General features: G+C 70.0%; 18 protein-coding genes and 1 pseudogene. 11 read left to right on the top strand and 8 right to left on the bottom strand.

Annotated elements, in window-relative coordinates; translation table 11 throughout:
• Positions 1-47: 47 nt before the first annotated feature.
• The 6 genes from ABZV94_RS27905 (at position 48) to ABZV94_RS27880 (ending at position 8,093) form a co-directional block, all read left to right on the top strand.
• Entirely contained in the window at positions 48-524 is a 477-nt protein-coding gene (locus ABZV94_RS27905; RefSeq protein ID WP_356344988.1) for a hypothetical protein, read from the top strand.
• A complete protein-coding gene (locus ABZV94_RS27900) occupies positions 521-1,171 on the top strand; it encodes a hypothetical protein (RefSeq protein ID WP_356344986.1) in 651 nt (216 codons plus the stop codon). Before ABZV94_RS27905 ends, ABZV94_RS27900 begins: the two co-directional genes overlap by 4 nt.
• Positions 1,171-5,835 carry a putative T7SS-secreted protein gene (locus tag ABZV94_RS27895; RefSeq protein WP_356344984.1) on the top strand — a complete coding sequence of 1,555 codons (4,665 nt, stop codon included), beginning with the start codon at positions 1,171-1,173 and terminating at the stop codon, positions 5,833-5,835. Before ABZV94_RS27900 ends, ABZV94_RS27895 begins: the two co-directional genes overlap by 1 nt.
• Positions 5,835-6,254, top strand: a complete 420-nt coding sequence (locus ABZV94_RS27890) for a hypothetical protein (protein ID WP_356344981.1) — start codon at positions 5,835-5,837, stop codon at positions 6,252-6,254. The genes ABZV94_RS27895 and ABZV94_RS27890 overlap by 1 nt, the downstream gene beginning before the upstream one ends.
• Before the next feature lie 172 nt (positions 6,255-6,426).
• Positions 6,427-6,582, top strand: a complete 156-nt coding sequence (locus ABZV94_RS27885) for a hypothetical protein (RefSeq protein ID WP_356345014.1) — start codon at positions 6,427-6,429, stop codon at positions 6,580-6,582.
• Between the two features lie 254 nt (positions 6,583-6,836).
• The gene (locus tag ABZV94_RS27880; RefSeq protein WP_356344978.1) at positions 6,837-8,093 is read left to right on the top strand and encodes a DUF1266 domain-containing protein; all 1,257 of its coding nucleotides are present in this window, start codon (positions 6,837-6,839) and stop codon (positions 8,091-8,093) included.
• A 40-nt stretch (positions 8,094-8,133) separates the two neighbouring features.
• On the opposite strand, the gene ABZV94_RS27875 is transcribed toward ABZV94_RS27880, so the two are convergent.
• Positions 8,134-8,544, bottom strand: a complete 411-nt coding sequence (locus ABZV94_RS27875; RefSeq protein WP_356344975.1) for an ATP-binding protein — start codon at positions 8,542-8,544, stop codon at positions 8,134-8,136.
• A gap of 169 nt (positions 8,545-8,713) precedes the next feature.
• Here ABZV94_RS27875 and ABZV94_RS27870 point away from each other — a divergent pair, with 169 nt between their 5' ends.
• From ABZV94_RS27870 to ABZV94_RS27860, 3 genes are all read left to right on the top strand, one after another.
• Entirely contained in the window at positions 8,714-9,565 is an 852-nt protein-coding gene (locus tag ABZV94_RS27870; RefSeq protein WP_356344973.1) for a helix-turn-helix transcriptional regulator, read from the top strand.
• 6 nt (positions 9,566-9,571) lie between these two features.
• The gene (locus ABZV94_RS27865) at positions 9,572-9,772 is read left to right on the top strand and encodes a DUF397 domain-containing protein (protein ID WP_356344971.1); all 201 of its coding nucleotides are present in this window, start codon (positions 9,572-9,574) and stop codon (positions 9,770-9,772) included.
• A 190-nt stretch (positions 9,773-9,962) separates the two neighbouring features.
• The gene (locus ABZV94_RS27860; protein ID WP_356344968.1) at positions 9,963-11,306 is read left to right on the top strand and encodes a M14 family metallopeptidase; all 1,344 of its coding nucleotides are present in this window, start codon (positions 9,963-9,965) and stop codon (positions 11,304-11,306) included.
• A gap of 1 nt (position 11,307) precedes the next feature.
• Here ABZV94_RS27860 and ABZV94_RS27855 read toward each other — a convergent pair whose 3' ends face one another.
• The 5 genes from ABZV94_RS27855 to ABZV94_RS27835 form a co-directional block, all read right to left on the bottom strand.
• Complete coding sequence (locus ABZV94_RS27855) at positions 11,308-11,850, bottom strand: hypothetical protein (protein ID WP_356345011.1); 543 nt, start codon at positions 11,848-11,850, stop codon at positions 11,308-11,310.
• 133 nt (positions 11,851-11,983) lie between these two features.
• On the bottom strand, positions 11,984-13,462 hold the full coding sequence (locus ABZV94_RS27850) for a gluconate:H+ symporter (protein ID WP_356344966.1): 1,479 nt from the start codon (positions 13,460-13,462) through the stop codon (positions 11,984-11,986).
• A 116-nt stretch (positions 13,463-13,578) separates the two neighbouring features.
• On the bottom strand, positions 13,579-13,989 hold the full coding sequence (locus tag ABZV94_RS27845; RefSeq protein WP_356344963.1) for a RidA family protein: 411 nt from the start codon (positions 13,987-13,989) through the stop codon (positions 13,579-13,581).
• A complete protein-coding gene (locus tag ABZV94_RS27840; protein WP_356344960.1) occupies positions 13,986-14,750 on the bottom strand; it encodes an IclR family transcriptional regulator in 765 nt (254 codons plus the stop codon). Before ABZV94_RS27840 ends, ABZV94_RS27845 begins: the two co-directional genes overlap by 4 nt.
• On the bottom strand, positions 14,747-15,784 hold the full coding sequence (locus ABZV94_RS27835) for a sugar kinase (protein ID WP_356344957.1): 1,038 nt from the start codon (positions 15,782-15,784) through the stop codon (positions 14,747-14,749). The genes ABZV94_RS27840 and ABZV94_RS27835 overlap by 4 nt, the downstream gene beginning before the upstream one ends.
• Positions 15,785-15,955: 171 nt before the next feature.
• Here ABZV94_RS27835 and ABZV94_RS27830 point away from each other — a divergent pair, with 171 nt between their 5' ends.
• A complete protein-coding gene (locus tag ABZV94_RS27830) occupies positions 15,956-17,227 on the top strand; it encodes an amino acid deaminase (RefSeq protein ID WP_356344955.1) in 1,272 nt (423 codons plus the stop codon).
• 9 nt (positions 17,228-17,236) lie between these two features.
• Positions 17,237-18,847: a D-aminoacylase gene (locus tag ABZV94_RS27825; RefSeq protein WP_356344952.1), complete on the top strand. Its 1,611-nt coding sequence runs from the start codon at positions 17,237-17,239 to the stop codon at positions 18,845-18,847.
• 7 nt (positions 18,848-18,854) lie between these two features.
• On the opposite strand, the gene ABZV94_RS27820 is transcribed toward ABZV94_RS27825, so the two are convergent.
• Positions 18,855-19,718, bottom strand: coding sequence for a serine protease (locus tag ABZV94_RS27820; RefSeq protein WP_356344950.1), 864 nt, complete (start codon positions 19,716-19,718; stop codon positions 18,855-18,857).
• A 254-nt stretch (positions 19,719-19,972) separates the two neighbouring features.
• Positions 19,973-20,371, bottom strand: a pseudogene (locus ABZV94_RS27815) (hypothetical protein); the annotation flags it as partial.

The raw sequence follows: 20,371 nt of genomic DNA, 5'->3' as shown, positions 1-20,371 counted from the left end.
GGCTGTCACGTTGCCACTGGTCACAGGCCGATGTGATGATCCCGGCCATGGCTGAACACGGGGGGCCTGTACGCAGGTCGCGGTTGTACGACTACGCGCATACGGCGGCACCCGACGCATCGGAGCCCGCGGACGACCCCGAGCGCGGGCGGCAGGAGTTCGCGGTTCTGCTCGGCGAGTTCCGGCGTACGGCCGTGCTCGTCCCCCTCGACCCGGACACCGGCAGCCCGTTGGCCGCCGATTTCGGTGGTGTCCGCTGGTTCTACGCCTTCTCGAACGAGGAGGCGCTGGCGCGTTTCGCGCTGGCGCGGGGTGAGGGTGACCGGGAGTGGCCATATCAGCGGTGGCTGGGGGCGCGTCTGCTGGACGCGGCGGTCGCGGCGGCCGGGGTGCCGTGCGGGGTGGCGCTGGACTGCGCGGACGGGGAGGACGGGATGGTCTTTCCTCCGGTGCGCGGGATCGTGCCGGACGCGGTGGCGGTGGACGTCGGTGCGGCGGCCGAGGAGATGGGGGACGAGCGGTGACCGGGGACGGCGGCAAGGATCTCGCGACGGACGGGCTCGGCCTGATCGCCAAGGGCCTGACCGAGGCACTGGGCGAGCTGAAGGAACTGGGCATGGTCGGCGAGGCCGGAGCCGGGCGTGGCTTCGGTGACATCGGGCTGTCCGGGCTGGAGCTGGGCCACGAAGGTCTCACGGACGCGTTCACGTCGTTCTGCGAGCGCTGGGAGTGGGGCGTGCGCTCGCTGATCAACGAGGGCAACGGGTTCGCCGCGAAGACGGGCCTGGCGGCGGGCACGTACTACGAGACCGACCAGTACGTCGACGGCACCTTCAAGATCGTCACCAACGCGGCCATCGGCAATCCGTACGCCTCCGAGGAGGACGTGCAGAAGATGGGCTATGGCGACATCGCCAAGTCCGGTGCGAGCGTGGACTACAGCGAGGAGTCCTTCGAGCAGGCCTGGGACACCAGCAAGCAGGGCTGGAAGGACGCCACACGCGATGTGATGACCTCCCGCACCCTGGGACCGGTGCCGGGGGTGAACCCCGAGAACCTGCACAGCGTGTTGGGCATGTCCGACGAGCAGTACGACCGGCTGGTGGACGACGTCTCCGGTCCTTCCCCCGAGGCCCGCGCCGAGGCCGCCGAGCAGGGCGGTGAGGACTGATGGGGGTCTTCGGTGACATCGGCGACGGCCTGAACAGCGCCCTGGGCTACGGCGAACACCTCTACGACGAGGGCAAGAAGAAGCTCGGCGAGGCGGTCGACTACGGCACCGACAAGCTGGGCGGCGCACTGGACTACGTCGGCGCGCACGACTGGGCCGACAGCGTGGAGGACTGGGGCGACGGCGTCGCCTCCGACCTCGGGGCGACCCCGGGCGAACAGCAACTCGGCCAGAGCGAGGAGGCCAACGAACTCGTCCACGGCAACCCGGACAAAATCCGGGGCAGCGCCAAGCACCTCAAGGACTTCCACGGCGCGTTCGACAAGGTCAGCCAGGGGCTGAAGAAGGTCGACTCCTCCGGCTGGCAGGGCGAGGGCGGCGACGCCTTCCGGGAGAAGTTCGGCGTGCACCCCGCCAAGTGGGCCCAGGCAGCCGAGGCGTGCGCCACGGCAGCCGGTGCGCTGGAGGCCTACGCCGACACCGTCAAATGGGCGCAAGGCCAGGCGAAGGAGGCCGTCGAGCTCTACAAGAAGGGCGTGCAGGCGTCCAAGGACGCGGTGGACGCCTACAACAAGAAGGTCGACGCCTACAACGCCAAGATCAAGGCCAATGAGGACCCCGGCCCCAGGCCGGAACCCTTCCACGACCCGGGCAAGGCCGACATCCAGGCCGCGCGGGAGAAGCTCGCCGAAGCCCGCAAACAGCGCAACACCGCCGCCTCCGAAGCCCAGGGCAAGGTGAGATCAGCCCTGGCCCACGCCCCCGCCGAGCCGCCGCCCCTGAGCCGCCTCAAGGACGACTTCACCGACGGAGCGCTGTCCACCAGCATCGAGCTGACCCACTTCGTCGGCGGTGTGGCCAAGGGCACCGCCGGCCTGGTCAACTTCGTCCGCGGCCTGAACCCCGCCGACCCCTACAACCTCACCCACCCCGCCGCCTACCTGCAGAACGTCAGCATGACGCTCTCCGGCCTGACCTCCACCGCCGCCCACCCCGAACGCACCGCGAAGGCCATGTGGGACGAGGCCCGCAAGGACCCCTCCGAGTTCGGCGGACGCCTGCTGCCCCAGTTGGTCGGCACGGACGGCCTCGGCGTGGAAGCGGGCCTGGTACGGAAGGCCGCCGAGACCGGGCTCACCCGCCGGGCCGTGGAAGCGGCAGCCACACGGGAAGCTCGCACCGGGGTCGAGGGCGCGGCCGGGAAGACGGCCCGGGAACGGGTCAACGAGGACCCGCACGGGCCCTCACGGGAGCCGGACTCCGTGCACAGCGGCGGCACCGACCCCATCGACCTCGCCACCGGCAAGATGTACCTGCCGCAGACGGACGTCACCCTCCCCGGCACACTCCCCCTGCTCCTGACCCGGCGGGTGGAGTCGGGCTACCACCTGGGCCGCTGGTTCGGCCCGTCCTGGTCCTCCACCCTGGACCAGCGCCTGGAGATCGACGCGGAGGGAGTCGTCTACGTCACCGAGGACGGCCTCCTGCTGTCCTACCCCCACCCCGCCCCCGGCCTGCCCACCCTGCCCAGCCACGGCCCCCGCCTCCCCCTGGACCGCGTGGACGACGGCTACACCATCACCGACCCCCGCACCCACCGCACCTGGCACTTCACCGACCAACACCCCGGCCTCGCCATCCTCGAACAGATCGACGACCCAAACGGCAACTGGATCACCTTCGAGTACGACACCGAAGGCACCCCCCTGGGCGTCCACACGAGCGCCGGCCAGGGCATCCGCATCACCACGGAATCGGGCCGCGTCACGGCCTACCACCTGACCGCGACCGGCGAGGAACTGAGACGCTTCCGCTACACGGACGGCAACCTCACACAGGTCGTCAACTCCTCAGGCCTGCCACTCCGCTTCACATACGACGACGCCGGCCGCGTCACCTCCTGGACAGACACCAACGACTGCAGCTACACGTACGAGTACGACGACCAGGACCGATGCATCGCGGAGGGCGGCTCGGCGGGTCACATGGCCCTGCGCCTGACGTACGGCGCCCCGGACCCGTCGACGGGCCTGCGGACCACCACGGCGACGACGGCCGAGGGTCACGCACGACGCTACTTGGTAAATGACGCCTGGCAGGTGGTGGCGGAGATCGACCCACTCGGCGCAACGACGCGACATGTCCGCGACCGTTACAACCGCCTGCTGTCCACGACGGACCCCCTCGGCCACACGACCACGTTCGAGTACGACGCCGCCGGCAACCTCACCCGGGTGGTCCGCCCGGACGGCCGCGAGGCACGGGCGGAGTACAACGACCTCGGCCTGCCGGTGAAGGTCGTGCACCCGGACGGCACGGTGACCCGCCAGACGTACGACGAACGGGGCAACCGCACCTCGGTGACCGACCCGGCGGGCCAGACGACCAGATTCGCGCACGATGAGGCCGGCCATCTGACGTCGGTGACGGACCCCTTGGGACACACGACGACGGTCGTCTGCGACCGCACGGGCCTCCCGGTACAGGTGACGGACCCCCTGGGCGCGACCACGCGCTACGAACGAAACGCCCTCGGCCTCCCCACCACGATCACGGACCCCACCGGCGCGACGACCCGCCTGGAATGGTCACTCGAAGGCAACCTGACCCGCCGCACGGCCGCCGACGGCACCACAGAGACGTGGACGTACGACGGCGAGGGAAACTGCACGAGCCACACGGACCCGCTCGGCGGGGTCAGCCGCTTCGAGTACACCCACTTCGACCTGCTGACGGCCCGCACGGGCCCCGACGGCGTCCGCTACGCATTCGACCACGACACGGAACTGCGACTGACGAAGGTTACGAATCCGCAGGGGCTGACCTGGACGTACGAGTACGACGCGGCCGGCCGCCTGGTGACGGAGACGGACTTCGACGACCGGACGCTGAGGTATGCGTACGACCCGGCGGGCCGCCTGATGTCACGGCGGAACGCGCTCGGCGAGGAGATCACCTACGAGCGGAACGAACTCGGCCAAGTGCTGCGGAAGGACGCGGCGGGCCAGGTCACGACGTACGCCTACGATCTCACGGACCAGCTCGCCCAGGCCGTGGGCCCGGACGGCACCACACTGACCCTGCTGCGAGACCGCCACGGCCGCCTGCACTCGGAGACCGTCAACGACCGCACGGTGACGTACACCTACGACACCCTGGGCCGCCGCACGGGCCGCACCACGCCGACAGGTGCCGTGTCCACATGGTCGTACGACGCGGCTGGCCGCCGCACGGGCATGGTGGCGTCCGGCAGACCGATCGACTTCACGTACGACGAGGCCGGCCGCGAAGTGACCCGCCTCGTCGGTGGCACGATCACCCTGGAGCACTCCTTCGACTCTTTGGGCCGCCTGACAACCCAGGCGGTGACCGGTGCCGGAGGCCGCCGGGTTCAACACCGGACGTACACCTACCGGGCCGACGGGAACCTGATCGGCATAGACGACCACCTGTCCGGCACCCGCCGCTTCGACCTCGACGCGACCGGCCGGGTGACGGCGGTCCAGGCGGCCGGCTGGACGGAGCGCTACACCTACGACGAGGCAGGCAACCAGACCGAGGCGTTCTGGCCGCCGGACCACCCGAGCCAGGAGGCCGTCGGCCCGCGCACATACGCGGGCACTCACATCACCCGAGCAGGCAACGTCCGCTACGAACACGACGCGCTGGGCCGTATCACCCTCCGCCAGAAGACCCGCCTGTCCCGCAAGCCGGACACCTGGCGCTACGAATGGGACGCCGAGGACCGCCTGACCTCGGTGCTCACCCCGGATGGCACGCGCTGGCGCTACACCTACGACCCCCTAGGCCGCCGGACGGCAAAACTTCGCCTCGCGGACGACAGCGAGACGGTCGTAGAAAGGGTGGACTTCACCTGGGACGGCACAACACTCTGCGAACAGACCACGACATCCCTCGGCCTGCCCAACCCGGTCACCCTCACCTGGGACCACCAGGGCCTGCGTCCGGTCTCCCAGACGGAACGCATCACCGCAGCGGAAGCCCCCCAGCAGGAAATCGACTCTCGCTTCTTCGCCATCGTCACCGACCTGATCGGCACCCCGAGCGAGCTGGTGAACGAGCAGGGCGAAATCGCCTGGCGCACCCGCAGCACTCTATGGGGAGCAACGGCGTGGTCAGCCCACAGCACGACCTACACACCACTACGTTTCCCAGGCCAGTACTACGACCCGGAAACCGGACTCCACCACAACTACCTTCGCACTTACGAACCGGACACTGCCCGGTATCTCAGCCCCGACCCACTCGGCCTCCACCCAGCGCCAAACCCTGCGACCTACGTCCACAATCCCCACACATGGGTCGACCCGCTCGGGCTCTCCCCCTACCCTCCGCAACAAAAGATCATCCAGACCCCGGAGGTCGTCGCCCCGAAGCCCCTCAAACCGCACCAGGTGATGGACGAGTGGAAGAAGTTCTTGGGAGACGGGCCCTATACGAACATCCATCCGCGTACTGGACTGCCGGACCCGGATCGCCTCGTCTCAGCCGACGGCCGGCGCAGCATTCGACTCGGCCCCCACGAGATGAACAGCAAGCCCACCAAGTTTCACTTCCATATGGAAACCTGGACATTCGAGTCACCCACCAACACATGGATCGTGGATAACACCATGATCCGAGTACCACTAGGGCTGAAGTAATGCGCATCGAGATTCTGGACCTATCGCCCGCGATGGAGACCGGAAAAGGTCCCCTGGTCGCCTTCAGGAGCCTATCCGGGCAGGCATGGGCCCGATGGCGCGGGTCCGAGCTGCCGCAGGTGGGCGCTCTTGTGGATGTCGAGGTCGACGTCCCCGACGAGATCGCCCGGTGGGCCATCGTGGACGGGCCGGCCACGATGGCATCGGACACACCGAGATCGCCGGTACGCATCAGAGGTGTGGTGGCCACCGTGGACGAAGACGCCGTGGTAGCTATCCGAGTCGGCGCCGACATCATTCTCGTGGAGCTCGCGCGCCCCATCGACTCCTTTCAACCCGGTCAGGTCGACAAGCCTAGGGTCGGCAACGCCATCGAGTTCACGACCCCTGAGATCGACATCTATCCCTACTCGGTTTGAGCCTCCCCCATGTCACTCCGCGTAGGGCGTCACCTCGAAGTGCGTCGCCCCAACAGGCTCATCTCCGTCCGTCCGGAAGCTGCCCCTACCGTCCGCATCCACATCCGTAGCGGGCGAGGACGCCATCGGGTGCATCACCTTGAGGGACTTCGCAGAGAGCTTCCCCATAGATGTGACCTATTTAGACGTGGGGAAATGCCAGACAAGCTGGACCAGTCCTCTGAGACTCCTTGAACGCGATGCCGATGCCATATCGTGCCTCACTTCATCCATCACGGACCCGACGAACAGCGACTTCGTCTTCTGCTGGCCCCTCCAAGGTCCGTGAGATTGTCTATGTTCAGAACTCGATCATTTTCCTCGAAGGCCTAACACTCGACCCCGCTTAGCCTTGGCACCCCGCGGAACCTCGATCCACAGTCGACGAAGAGGGGCACGAGGCATCTAATGGCAGACACCCCTCGTCAAATTGGAAAATTCGACAAGATGCCGGTCGTGGAGTGATGGTGTCAACGACCTGAAAAGTGGGATCTGTCACCATAGTCGGTAACAGTTCGAAATCAAAGAAAGGGTAAGGAGTCCGTGACCTTCGGTCCGCCGCCCGGCGGTTTTCCTCCTCCCCCGCCCTCCACCTGGACGCCACCGTCAGAGGTCGAGCAGGCTTTGTTCGAGGCCAAGTCGCGTGAGGACTGGACGGCGTACTTCGGAACACTCGCGCAGAGCAGGCTGTTCTTCGAGATACAGAAGGACAAGGCGGACGCCACGCCCAGTGCGACGTACGCCGTCTTCGGGTACGACCCGCGCGTTGCCGGCGGGCGGATCTGGGCCGTGTACACCGAGGGCATGCTGCCCGCACCGGAGCCCCACCGGGTGTTCGACTGGAACTACCTGGAATGGTTCGCCAAAGCGTGGCAGCCGACCGATCCACCGGTGATCGTCGTCAACCCCGGAAGTCCTTGCGAGGCGTTCCTCCCCTCGGCACCCCCGCACTCGGCGGCGTGGGCTCGGTACGGGGAGCAGGCTCCCGCCCAGGAGCAGTCGCCGCGTCTTCGCACTCTTCGTATCGGCGGCCCCCTGCACGGCCCCGCCGCCCACGGCCTCGCCTGCGGGGCCCTCCTGTGTGTGAACAACGATTCCTTCTGGAACGGCATGGCCTCGCACGGCGAGGGCTATCCCCGGGAACGAAAACAGCTACGGGAGTGGTGGGGCATCACCAGTCGCGAGGAGTGGCTGTCCGCCCTCAACGGCCTGCTCGCCGCTGAATCACACAGCATGGTATGGGACTTCGCCATCGGTCTGCGTCGGACCATCGCCCGGGACTTCGGCGGACATGTCGACGTGGGGTACTGGAAGCAGTCCGTGGCCAACGTCATCCGCGCGAACTCCCAGGGCTCCGCCGTGGTCACCGAGGACGGCGTCACCAAGACCGAACCCCGGCCCGAGTCCGAGGTCGTGGCCCGTATCGAGGGGGTGCAACGACTCATCGGGCGGATCACCCGCTACGAGGCCCGTATGCGCGCCGACGGTGTCCTGGGTGAAAACCAGTACGTCTCGTCCGTCGGCGCCTGGGATCTCGGGCGCGCCTCGAACATGGCCCGGTGGGGCCTCGCGGCCCGTTTCGGGACCCTGAATGAGGCCGAGTCCGCCGTCATCCAGGCCGGGCGGGCCTCCGCCTTGGCGTACAAGTCGTGGCAGGACTTCGCCGCCGGCTTCATCCTTGGGCGCTCCCTCCACTTCGACGAAGAGGAGTTCGGCAGCTGGTACCAGGACATGGTCAAGGCCCATCACATCCTCGTGTCCGACCCCGGCAGCCCCTGGCTCAACATCCCGTTCCGCTGACGGCCACCTGCTCAATCCCGGTGGCGTGCGGCGCCCGCCATCACGCCACCCCCAGCTCACACCACACGTACTTCCCCCGGTCCCCGAACCGCGTCGACGGCTGCCACCCCCAGTACTGCGCGCAGGCCCTCACCAGCCCCAGCCCCCTCCCCGCCTCCGACTCCAGCACCTGCCCCAACGGCACCGGCGGCTCGGGCGGCGCGGGGTCCGTGTCCCATGCCCCGATCCACACCAGCCCCTCCCGCGAGCGCCGCACCCGCAGCGCCGCCGGCCCCTTGGTGTGCCGCACCGCGTTCGACACCAGCTCCGTCGCGAGGAGTTCGGCCGTCTCCACCAGCCCCGGCAGCCCGTGCAGGGTCAGGATCACGCGCAGGGTGCGGCGGCAGACGGTCACCGCTCTGGGGTCGTTGGGGATGTAGAGCGTGTAGTCCCACGGTTCGTTCTCGGGCATGGCTCAGCAACTCCGTTCAGTCCGTGGGGATTCCGCGCGCGGTGCGCTTCCGCTGCGTGTCCGGTGTGTCACTGACCGTAGGGCATAAATTTCATTCGCAGCAAGTGGGTCGCGTAACCTGCCCCTCGAACGAGTCGCCTCATCAGAGCCGTTGAGGAGAGAGGTCGCCGTGCCGGCACGACGGAACCCCACAGCACGCCAGGTCCGCCTGGGTACCGAACTGCGGAGACTGCGCGAGGCCGCCGGACTCAAGGCGACGGAGGCGGCGGCCCTGCTCGGGACCAACTCCGTGCAGATGAGTCAGATCGAGTCCGGCATCGCGGGGGTGAGCGAGCAGCGCGTGCGCCGGCTCGCCGCCAACTACGCCTGTGCGGACGACGCCTTGATCGACGCTCTGGCCGCCATGGCGACGGACCGTACGCGCGGCTGGTGGGAGGAGTACCGGGGCGTGCTCCCCGCCGCCTACCAGGACCTGGCCGAGCTGGACCATCACGCGCGGTTCCGCAAGGACGTGGCGGTCATCCACGTGCCGGGGCTCCTGCAGACGGAGGAGTACGCCCGGGCTCTCTTCGCCTACATGAACCCGGAGTTCCCGGCGGGCGAGGTGGCTCTCCGGGTGGAGCACCGGATGAGGCGGAGAGTCGTCATCGACGGACCGGATCCGATCCCGTACCAGACGGTGATCCACGAGGCGGCGCTCCGCATCCGGGTGGCCGGACGCGCCGCTTCCCGCGCTCAGCTCGACCGCGTCCTGGAGGTCTCCGAGGCCGATCACGTCACCGTTCAGGTCGTCCCGTTCGCCCTGGACGACTTCGCCGGCGCCGGGAGCGCCATGGTGCATCTGGGTGGTCCCGTTCCCCGGCTGGACACCGTCGTGCGCGATGCTCCGCACGGCACGGCGTTCATCGACTCGGAAGCACAGCTGGAGCACTTTCGAAGGCTGTTCCGTAGGGTGAGGGAGCAGGCGCTGTCCCCCGAGCGGTCGCGTGACCTCATCCACCAGTTGGCGAAGGAGCTGTGAGGACCGGTGATCACCCCCACCTCGTGGAAGAAGTCGTCCTTCTCCGGCGGAGGTGAGGGGAACGACTGCGTCGAAGTCGCCGACATGGACACCCACATATCCATCCGCGACTCCAAATCCCCCACCCGACCCACCCTCACCTTCCCCACCCCCGCCTTCACCGCCTTCATCGAAGCCCTGAAGGTGGCGGTCCCCTCCGCCGGCTGAGGGGCACCCCGGCATCGCCCCGCCGTTTCCGGTCGTTCCCTTCAGCCGTACTTGACCTGATCATGCCAACACCGCACCATGAGCGCCAACCCGCACAGCGAGCCCACAGGAAGCCCGACCCAGGGCCCCCGAAGGTTCGCATCCGCACGTCGCACGGGAACACCCCACCTCCACCCCACAAGGAGAGTTCATGCGACTTCGCATCCGCGGCTCCGGCGCGCGCGGCGGCAGACGTACCGCTGCCCTCGGTGCGCTGCTGGCCCTCGCCCTCGCCGCCCCGGTCTCGGCCGGCGTCGACCATGCCACCGCCGACAGCGTGCGCCGGGCCGGTTCGGCCGACGACGGCGTTCGGCAGTACGAGATCCACCGGAGCACGACACCCGTGACGCGTACGGCCATCCAGGCGACCGGTGTCACCGTCGACGAGGCCGACGAGGAGACCGTCGTCGTCTCCGGGCGGGCCGAGCAGATCCGGAAGCTGCGGCGACTGGGGTACGACGTCCAGCCGCTGGGGGCGGCGCCGCAGCGCTCCGGGGCGCGGCTCTACGACTTCCCCAGCGCCGACTCGAAGTACCACAACTACACCGAGATGAACGCCGAGATCGACCAGCGGCTCGCCGCCTACCCGGGCATCATGAGCAAACGGGTGATCGGGAAGTCGTACCAGGGCCGGGACATCGTGGCCGTCAAGGTCAGTGACAACGTCGGTACCGACGAGGACGAGCCCGAGGTGCTGTTCACGGCGCATCAGCACGCGCGGGAGCATCTGACCGTGGAGATGGCGCTGTACCTGCTGCGCGAGCTCGGCGCGGGGTACGGGTCCGACCCGCGGATCACCGACATCGTCAACAGCCGTGAGATCTGGATCGTGCCCGATCTGAACCCCGACGGCGGCGAGTACGACATCGCCAGCGGGTCGTACCGGTCGTGGCGGAAGAACCGGCAGCCCAACTCCGGTTCCTCGTACGTCGGTACGGACCTCAACCGGAACTGGGACTACAAGTGGGGCTGCTGCGGCGGCTCGTCGGGGTCGAAGTCGTCCGAGACCTACCGCGGGTCGGCGCCCGAGTCCGCGCCCGAGGTGAAGGTGGTCTCCGACTTCGTGCGCAGCCGGGTCGTCGGCGGCAAGCAGCAGATCAAGGCCGGCATCGACTTCCACACCTACAGCGAGCTGGTGCTGTGGCCGTTCGGGTGGACGTACAACGACACCGCCACCGGGATGACCGCGGACGACGCCGCCGCGTTCAAGGCCGTGGGGCAGAAGATGGCCGCCAGCAACGGGTACACGGCGGAGCAGTCCAGCGATCTGTACATCACCGACGGGTCGATCGACGACTACCTCTGGGGCGTGCACAAGATCTTCGACTACACCTTCGAGATGTATCCGACGTCGAGTTCCGGAGGCGGGTTCTACCCGCCCGACGAAGTCATCGAGCGGGAGACCTCCCGGAACAAGGACGCCGTGTTGCAGCTGCTGGAGAACGCCGACTGCATGTACCGGTCGATCGGCAAGGCCGCCCAGTACTGCGGTTAGGTCACGCCTCCTCGAAGTAGGCGTCGAGCACCGCGTCGAGCTGCTCGTCCCACTCCTTGAAGCGCGCCCTGGCCGCCGCCTCGATCTCGATCGGGTACCAGCGGCGGTCAGGGGTGTGCACGGTGATCGTGTAGCGCTTGCCGAAGCGGGGCGACTCCGTCTCCACGGCCGCGATCTCGTCCCAGCGGAACTCGCAGGCCTCCTCGTCCAGGCTGAGGCGGACGCCCTTGCGGTCGGCCACGATCCTCGCCCGCCGGTCGGACGCCTCGAAGACCGGGCCGTCGGCCTTGTCCTCGCGGTCGGCGTCCACCTCGTCGGCGTCCGCCTCGTCCACCCGTTCAGGGGAGGGCTGTTCGCCGTACACCTGTTCCGCGGATGTCCGCGCGGAAGGCGCCGGCTCCCCCGTCGCCTTCGGCTCCGGCGACTTCGTCACCAACTCCGTCGGCGTCGGGCCCGTGATCCCCGGGACGAAGGCCGGGTCGAACCCGGCGCCCATCACGGGCTCGGCCTTCACCAGGTCGACCTTCACAGGGGCGGCCGTCAACGGCCCGGCCTTCTCGGGCTCCGCCTTCACAGGCTCTTCCTTCGACGGCTCCGCGGCCTCGGTCGGCTTGCTGCTCGATCCTATGCGCTGCTCCACGGCGGCAGTATGGACGACTTCCCTGTGCCGGAACCAGTCAGCTCACGAACACGCTGACCACCGCCGCCACCACGAATCCCGCCAGTGACAGCACCGACTCCAGGACCGTCCAGGTCCGCAGCGTGTCCCGTTCGCTGATGCCGAAGTACTTGGCCACCATCCAGAATCCGCCGTCGTTGACGTGCGAGGCGAAGATGGAGCCCGCCGAGATGGCCATGATGACGAGGGCGGTGAAGGCCTGGGAGTGGTGGCCCTCGGACAGCAGGGGCGCCACGATGCCCGCCGTCGTGACGATCGCGACCGTCGCCGAGCCCTGGGCGACCCGCAGCACCACCGAGATCAGATAGGACAGCACGATGACGGGCAGGCCCACGTCGTGGAAGGTGTCGGACAGCGCCTGCGCCACCCCGCTGGCCTTCAGCACGGCGCCGAAGACGCCGCCCGCGCCGACGACCAGCAGGATGTTGCCGATCGGCTTCAGGGACGCCGTCGACACCGTCTCCAGGGACTTGCGGGACCAGCCGCGGCGGATGCCGAGCAGGTAGTAGGCGAGGAGCAGGGCGATCGTCAGGGCGACGAAGGGGTGGCCGAAGAACTCGACGACGGAGCGGCCGGTGGACGGATCGAGGGCGATCGAGGAGAAGGTGGCGGCGAGGATCAGGATCAACGGCGTACCGATGATGGCGAGGACCGTGCCCAGCGGCACCGGCTCCTCCCGCGGTTCGACACCCGAGGCGCGCTGCTCCTGGAGGACGGCCTGCTTCGCCTCCGCCGCGGCCTCCACCATGTCCTGCGGTACGGCGACGAAGAGGCGGCGGCCGATCCACGCGGAGTACGCCCAGGCGGCCAGCACGGCGGGGATGCCGCAGACGACGCCCATGAGGATGACCCAGCCGAGGTCGACGTGGAGCAGCCCGGCGGCGGCCACCGGTCCCGGGTGCGGGGGCAGGAAGGCGTGGGTCATCGACAGGCCGGCCAGCAGGGGCAGGCAGTACAGGAGGATGGACCTGCCGCTGCGCTTGGCGGCGGCGTAGACGATCGGCGCCAGGACGAAGATGCCGACGTCGAAGAAGACCGGGATGCCGAAGATCAGGCCGGTCAGGCCCATGGCGAGGGGGGCTCGGCGCTCGCCGAACAGGGCGAGCAGCCGCGAGGCCAGCACTTCGGCGCCGCCGCTGACCTCCAGGACGGCGCCGAGCATGGTGCCGAGGCCGATGATGATCGCGACGTGGCCGAGGATGCCGCCCATGCCGGACTCGATGGTGGACACCGCGTCCGAGCGCTGGACCGTGCCGAAGAGTTCGGTGACCGACAGGCCGGCCAGCAGGCCGACGGCTATGGAGACGGCGAGCAGGGCGACGAACGGCTGGAGCCTGACCTTGATGATCAGGAAGAGGAGCAGGGCGATGCCCACGGCGGCGACGGTGAGCAGTCCGGCGGTGCCGTCGACGAGGAGGAGCAGGCCTCCGGTGTGGGGTGGTGCGGCGGGAGCGGGGGCGGCGAGCGGATAGGACATACGGGGGTCCTCTACGTAAATGCATACTGCTTTCGGGCAAGGGGGAGCGCGGCACGGCGTCCCAGGGGGTGCCGTGCCGTACGGGACGTGCGGGAGGTACGGGGGGTGAGGGGACGTCAGCCGAGTACGGCGAGCGCGTCGATCTCGATGAGGAGGCCGGCCGGCAGGCCCACGTAGACCGTCGTGCGGGCGGCGGGCGGCTGGGTGAGGCCCTGCTCCTCGAAGTAGGCGTTGTAGATCTCGTTCATCTCGGCGAAGTGGTCCACGTCGGTGAGGTAGACGCGGATCATCATCACGTCGTCCCAGCCGGCGCCGCCCTCCTCCAGGATCGCCTTGACGTTGGCGAGGGTCTGGAGGGTCTGCTCGCGCAGGGTGGGGCCGGCGGGCGTCGGGGGCTTGCCCTCCTCGGCGGGCAGGAAGCCGACCTGGCCGGCGACCTGGAGGATGTCGCCCTTGCGTACGCCGTGCGAGAACTTCGCGGGCGGGGTGGTGTGGGTCTTCGGGGTGAGGGCGATCTTGTCGGTCATGTGGTGCGGTCCTTCACTGGGGTGCGTCCGGAGTACTCGCCGCTGATCGCGTCCGCCGTACGGCGGACCAGCGGGAGCAGGCTGAGGAGTTCCTCGGCGGTGACGACCACGTTCGGCGCGGACACCGACATGGCGGCCACCACCCGGCCGTCGGCGCCGCGGATGGGGGCGGCGACGCAGTTGATGGACTCCTCGTGGCCACCGAGGTCGGTGGCCCAGCCCTGTTCGCGCACCGCGGCCAGCTCCTTCAGGAAGGCTTCGGCGTTCGGGGTCGAACGGGGCGTGTAGAGGGGGTAGTCGAGTCGCTCGGCGAGGGCGCGGCGCTCGGGGTCGGCCAGGTCGGCGAGGAGCAGCTTGGCCACGGCGGCGACGGTGATGGCGACGGGCTTGCCGATCCGCGAGTACATGCGGACGGGGTAGCGGCTGTCGACCTTGTCGATGTAGAGCACCTCGTTGTCCTCGTGGACGGCGAGGTGGACCGTGTGCCCGCACTGTTCGTTGAGCCGTACGAGGTGGGGATGGGCGATCTCGCGGATGTCGAGGTTCTCCATCGCCTCCTGGGCCAGGGCGAAGAGGCGGGCGCCGAGGCGGTAGCGCTGGTCGGACTGGCGGTAGACCAGGCCGTGTTCGTGCAGGGTGCGCAGGAGGCGGAGGGCCGTGGACTTGTGCACGCCGAGGCGGTCGGCGACCTGGCCGAGGTCGGCGGGGCCCTCGGCGAGCAGCGGCAGGATGCTCAGGGCGCGGTCGACGGTCTGACTCATGGGATGTTCGCCTCCTCCTCGGCCTGCTCGGCTCGCGTCCAGCCGGGGCCGAGTCGAAGTCTCCCCCATGCGTCGTCGTCGAGAGCGGCGAGGCGGTCGGCGTGGCCGCGGGCGGGGGGTGCGGCCAGGTCGCCGGGGGTGGTGAGGGCGGCGGCGGCGAAGAGGTGACCGTGCCGGAGCCGGTCCCTGACGGTCAGTCCCCGCAGGGTCGCCGAGAGGAATCCGGCGGCGAAGGCGTCTCCGGCGCCGACGTGGGCGACGACGTCCACCCGGGGAGCGGGGACGTGTGTCGCGGTGCCGTCGGCGTCCTCCGTGCCGTCGGTGTTCTTGTGGAAGGCGATGGCCCCCGCCCTGCCCTGTTTGACGACGACGAGGTCCGGCTGGGGCAGCGCCTGGACGAGGGAGCGTCCGCCGTGCAGCCCCCATGCGTCGCGGGCCTCGTCGGCGCCGACGAACACGATGTCCGCGCGCCGGGCCAGGTCCAGCAGGAGCTGGGCGTCGGCGCCGTTGCCCCACAGTCCCGGCCGGTAGTTCACGTCGAAGGAGACCAGTGGGCGTCCCGGGGCGGGGGCCGTCAGCTCGTGCAGCAGCTCCCGGCACTCCTCCGACAGCGCGGCCGTGATGCCGGTCAGGTGCAGGACGCGGGCCGACCGGGCCGCCGCGAGATCCACGTTGGTCACCGACATCGCGGACGCCGCCGAGCCCGCCCGGTAGTACGCCACCTCGTGCGCGCCCGTTCCCCGGTCGCCGGCGGTGCGGAAGTAGACGCCCGTGGGACGGCCGGGGTCCCGGTGCACGGCGGTGACGTCGACGCCGTACCCGGCGATCCGCTCCAGCAGGTGGTCGCCGAAGCCGTCCGCGCCGACGCGGCTGACCCAGCGCGCCGTGTGCCCGAACGCGGCCAGGGCGCAGGCGACGTTGGACTCGGCGCCGCCGATGGCCCGGTCGAAGGAGGGGACGTCGGCGAGGCGGCCGGGGCGGCTGGGCAGGAAGGTGACCATGGACTCACCGAGCGCCGCCACGTCCACGTCCATGACATTCCGCGGGTGCGCAACGGCCGAGGCGTAAGCAGCGTCGTTGATGATGACTCCTGTCGATCGCCGGGCCGGCGGATCCGTTGACCCGGTGTTCGGCGAGATGCTAGACACCTGTAAGCACTACACGCAATGGCTGTTGCACAGGATGCAACGCCCGAGAGGGGCTCCATGGGCACCGAAGCGCTCACCCGCCTTGCCGAGGAACGTGTCGACCACCGCTTCAAGGGCCTCCCCCCGGACGCCGACGGCCTGACCGTCGGCGAGCTGACCGCCCAGCGCCGCAACCTCTTCCGGGACGGCGACGGCTTCACCACCCCCGTCCTCGCGCTGTCCGCCGAGCGCCTGGAGCACAACCTCGCGCTGATGGAGACGTACACCGCCCGGCACGGCCTCGCCTTCGCACCGCACGGCAAGACGTCCATGGCCCCGCAGCTCTTCCACCGCCAGATCGAGCACGGCGCCTGGGGCATCACGCTCGCGGTGCCGCACCAGGTGCGGGTGGCCCGCGCGTTCGGCGTCCAGCGGGTCTTCCTCGCCAACGAGCTGGTGGACGCGCCCGCCCTGCGCTGGATCGCCGGCGAGCTGGCCGCCGACCCGGAGTTCCGGTTCGTCTGCTACGTCGACTCCGTGCGCGGGGTGGAGCTGATGGACGCGGCCCTCGCGGGCACCGCCCGCCCGGTGGACGTGGTGATCGAGCTGGGCGCGGGCGAGGGGGCCCGGACGGGTGTGCGCACGGAGGCGGAGTGCGCGGCCGTCGCGGCGGCCGTGGCCGCCGTACCGACCCTGCGCCTGGTCGGCGTGGCGGGGTACGAGGGCGAGGTGCCGCGGGCCGATCCGGAGCGTGTGCGGGCGTATCTCGCGCGGCTGGTGGCGCTGGCCGCCGACCTCGACAAGAGCGGGCGGTTCGACGGGGCCGAGGAGATCGTGGTGAGCGCGGGCGGCAGCGCCTGGTTCGACGCGGTCGCCGACGTCTTCGCCGCAATCCCCGAACTGTCCAGGCCCGTGCTGAAGTTGCTGCGCTCCGGCGCGTACGTCTCGCACGACGACGGGCACTACCGCAGGCTCACCCCGTTCGGCCGGGTGCCCGAGGAGGGCGCCCTGGAACCCGCCTTCCGGCTGTGGGCGCAGGTCGTCTCCCGGCCGGCCCCCGAGCAGGCCTTCGCCAACGCGGGCAAGCGCGACGCGGCCTACGACCTGGACCTGCCGGCCGCCCAGGTGGTACGCCGGAACGGCGAGGAGCGCCCGGCCACCGGCATCACCGTGACCGGGCTCTCCGACCAGCACGCCTGGCTGCGCACGGAACCCGGGGCGGACCTGGAGGTCGGTGACTGGATCGGGTTCGGTCTGTCCCACCCGTGCACGTCCTTCGACAAGTGGCAGCTGATCCCGGTGGCCGAGGCGGACGGCACGGTCGTCGACTACATCCGTACGTTCTTCTAGGAGGCCCGCGTGGAGGACCTGGTCATCCGGGACGCCGACGTCGTCGACGGCAGCGGCGCGGACGCCTACCGCGCCGACGTCGTGATCGACGCCGGCCGGATCGTCTCGATCGTCAAGGAGGCCGCGGCGGCGGGCTGCCAGCGCCCGCGCGCCATGCGGGAGATCGACGCGGAGGGCCTGGTCCTCTCCCCCGGCTTCATCGACATGCACGCCCACTCCGACCTGGCGCTGCTGCGCGACCCCGACCACAGCGCCAAGGCCGCGCAGGGGGTCACGCTGGAGGTCCTCGGCCAGGACGGGCTGTCGTACGCCCCGGTGGACGACCGCACGCTTCAGGAGGTGCGCCGGGCGATCACCGGCTGGAACGGGTACGGCGAGGACATCGACTTCGACTGGCGGAGCGTCGGCGAGTACCTCGACCGGCTGGATCAGGGGATCGCCGTGAACGCGGCCTATCTGATCCCGCAGGGCACGGTCCGGGCGCTCGTCGTCGGCTGGGAGGACCGCGAGGCCACGCCCGACGAGCTGGACCGGATGCGGCGGTTGGTGGCCGAGGGGCTGGAACAGGGCGCGGTCGGACTGTCCTCGGGGCTGACGTACACGCCCGGGATGTACGCCGGGGACGCCGAACTGACCGAGCTGTGCCGCGTGGTGGCGTCCTACGGCGGCTACTACTGCCCGCACCACCGCTCCTACGGCGCCGGCGCCCTGGAGGCCTACGCCGAGATGGTCGGCCTGGCCCGGGAGGCGGGCTGCCCGCTGCACCTCGCGCACGCGACGATGAACTTCGGCGTGAACGAGGGCCGGGCACCGGAACTGCTCGCCCTGCTCGACCGGGCCCTGGAGGAGGGCGCCGACATCACGCTGGACACCTACCCCTACACCCCCGGCTGCACCACCCTGGCCGCGCTGCTGCCGAGCTGGGCGAGCGAGGGCGGCCCGGAGGAGGTCCTGGCCCGGCTCACCGACCCGGCGACGGCCGAGCGCGTCCGGCACGACCTGGAGGTCACCGGCTCGGACGGCTGCCACGGCGTGCCGGTGGAGTGGGAGACCATCGAGATCTCCGGGGTGACCGATCCGGGCCTGGCCGAGTACGTGGGCCGTACCGTGCGCGAGGCGGCAAGGCTGCGCGGCGAGACCCCCTGGGCCACGGCGCACCGGCTGCTGGTCCGGGACCGGCTCGGGACGACCATCCTCCAGCACGTCGGCCACGAGGAGAACGTCCGCGCGATCATGCGGCACCGCGCGCACACCGGCGGCTCCGACGGCATCCTGCGCGGCAGCAAGCCGCACCCCCGCGCGTACGGCACCTTCCCGCGCTACCTCGGCCACTACGTGCGGGAGTTGGGGGTGCTGACGCTGGAGGAGTGCGTCGCCCACCTCACCTCCCGGCCCGCGGCACGGCTGCGGCTGCCGGACCGCGGGCTGGTGCGCGAGGGCTACCGGGCCGACCTGGTCCTGTTCGACCCGGAGACGGTCGCGCCCGGCGCCACCTTCGCCGAGCCCCGCGGACTGCCGACCGGCATCCCGTACGTGCTGGTCGACGGCCGGTTCGTCATCGAGGACGGCAGGCGGACGGACGTCCTCGCGGGACGGTCCGTCCGCCGTACACCGCTGTGAACCGCGCTTACGGCTTGGGCAGGGTGCAGCCCGCGGCGCCGAGGTTCAGCTTGTTGCCGGTGGTGAAGCAGGCCGGGATGTTGTACGTCTCCTCGGCGTAGTTGATGCCCTGGCGGACGGTGACGGTGCCGTTCGCGTCGACCTCGCACGGGTTGTTCACCGTGCACTGCTCGCCGTCCTCGTTGCCGGTGTTGTTGACGGCGACGACCTTGCCGGTGGCGGTGTCGACGACCGGGGAACCGGAGGTGCCGCCGATGGTGTTGCAGGCGGAGGTGTAGCGGACCGAGTCCTTCCAGGTCCAGCCGCCCTCCTTCAGCCGGTACACGAACCCGTCGATGTCGCAGCTGTAGATGCGCTTCCAGTAGCCGGAGACCACCTTGATGGCGGTGCCGGCGACCGGGTGCGTGTCCTGCACGGTCAGCGGGCTGATGCCGTACGAGTTCTTGATCGCCGCGTAGGTGGTGGTGGTGCGGTAGATCGTGACGTCCGTGTCCGTCATGGTCGAGTAGACGACCTGGTTGGCGCGGAGGGTGGCGACCTTGGTGCCGGCGGAGTTCAGCAGACCGAAGGTACGGCTGGAGGACTGGCCCGTGATGACCTCGCCGGGGTCCGGGAAGCCGGTCTCCAGGCAGTGGCCGTTGGTCAGCACGAGGGCCGGGTCGGTGGCGGCGGAGCCCGGGAAGCGGATGACGGAGCCGGAGCAGTTGCTGAGCGAGACGGTGCCGGCGAAGTCGACCGTGACGGCGGCGGCCTTGGCGGGGTGCGGGGCGGTGGTGTGCGGGGCGGTGGTGTGCGGGGCGGCCATCGCCGGGGTCGCGCCCAGCCCTGCCAGGGCCAGGGAGGAGAGCGCGGCGACGAGAGGCTTCTTCATGTGGGGGTCCCCTCTTACGACTTGGGCGACCGGAGTACTCCGGTCGCCCTCGGTTGTCATGCGCATTCTCAATGTCGAAGAGGGGCGGCGACAAGACACGGTGTCAGGTCATAGGGGTTTCCCTGTGCGGACGGGAGGGTCGGCAACCCGGGCCTCGGCGCGGGCGGTTGGTGACGCCGTGACCCCTGCCGGCGGCGCCGGACGGTGACACGCCTGGTGGCCCAGGCGTGGTGCGGCACGCTGCGGGTCGGCCCTCAGCCTGGGTGTTTCGTCGTGCCGTGGCCGTGGCCGTGGCCCCTGCCGGGGGTGCCGGACGGGGACGTCTGCGGCGTGCCGGACGACACCGTCACCGTGGGGGCCGGTGTCGTCGCCCCCGTCGGCGTGGCCGACGGGGAGCCGCCCGGCGCCGAGGGCGGGGTGGTGGCCGCCGGACCGTCGGCCGTCCCGCTGTTCGCGTCGCCCCCGGCGACGGTTTCCGAGGGGCCGGCCGGGCGCGACGAGGCGGGGTCTTCGGACTCCGGGGCGCTCACACTCGGCGCGCCGGTGCCCCCGCGCGGGCTCGCGGGAGCGGAGCCGATGCCCGCGCCCTTGCCGTCCTGACGCGCGCCGGCCGGGGAGCCCGAGCCGCCGAGCACGGCGAACGCGGCCGCGGC

It is taken from the genome of Streptomyces sp. NPDC004658 (assembly GCF_040609555.1).
In the GTDB taxonomy this organism is placed as follows: domain Bacteria; phylum Actinomycetota; class Actinomycetes; order Streptomycetales; family Streptomycetaceae; genus Streptomyces.
The sequence above is the reverse complement of the archived record's forward strand: the minus strand, read 5'-3'. Positions and strand labels throughout refer to the sequence as shown.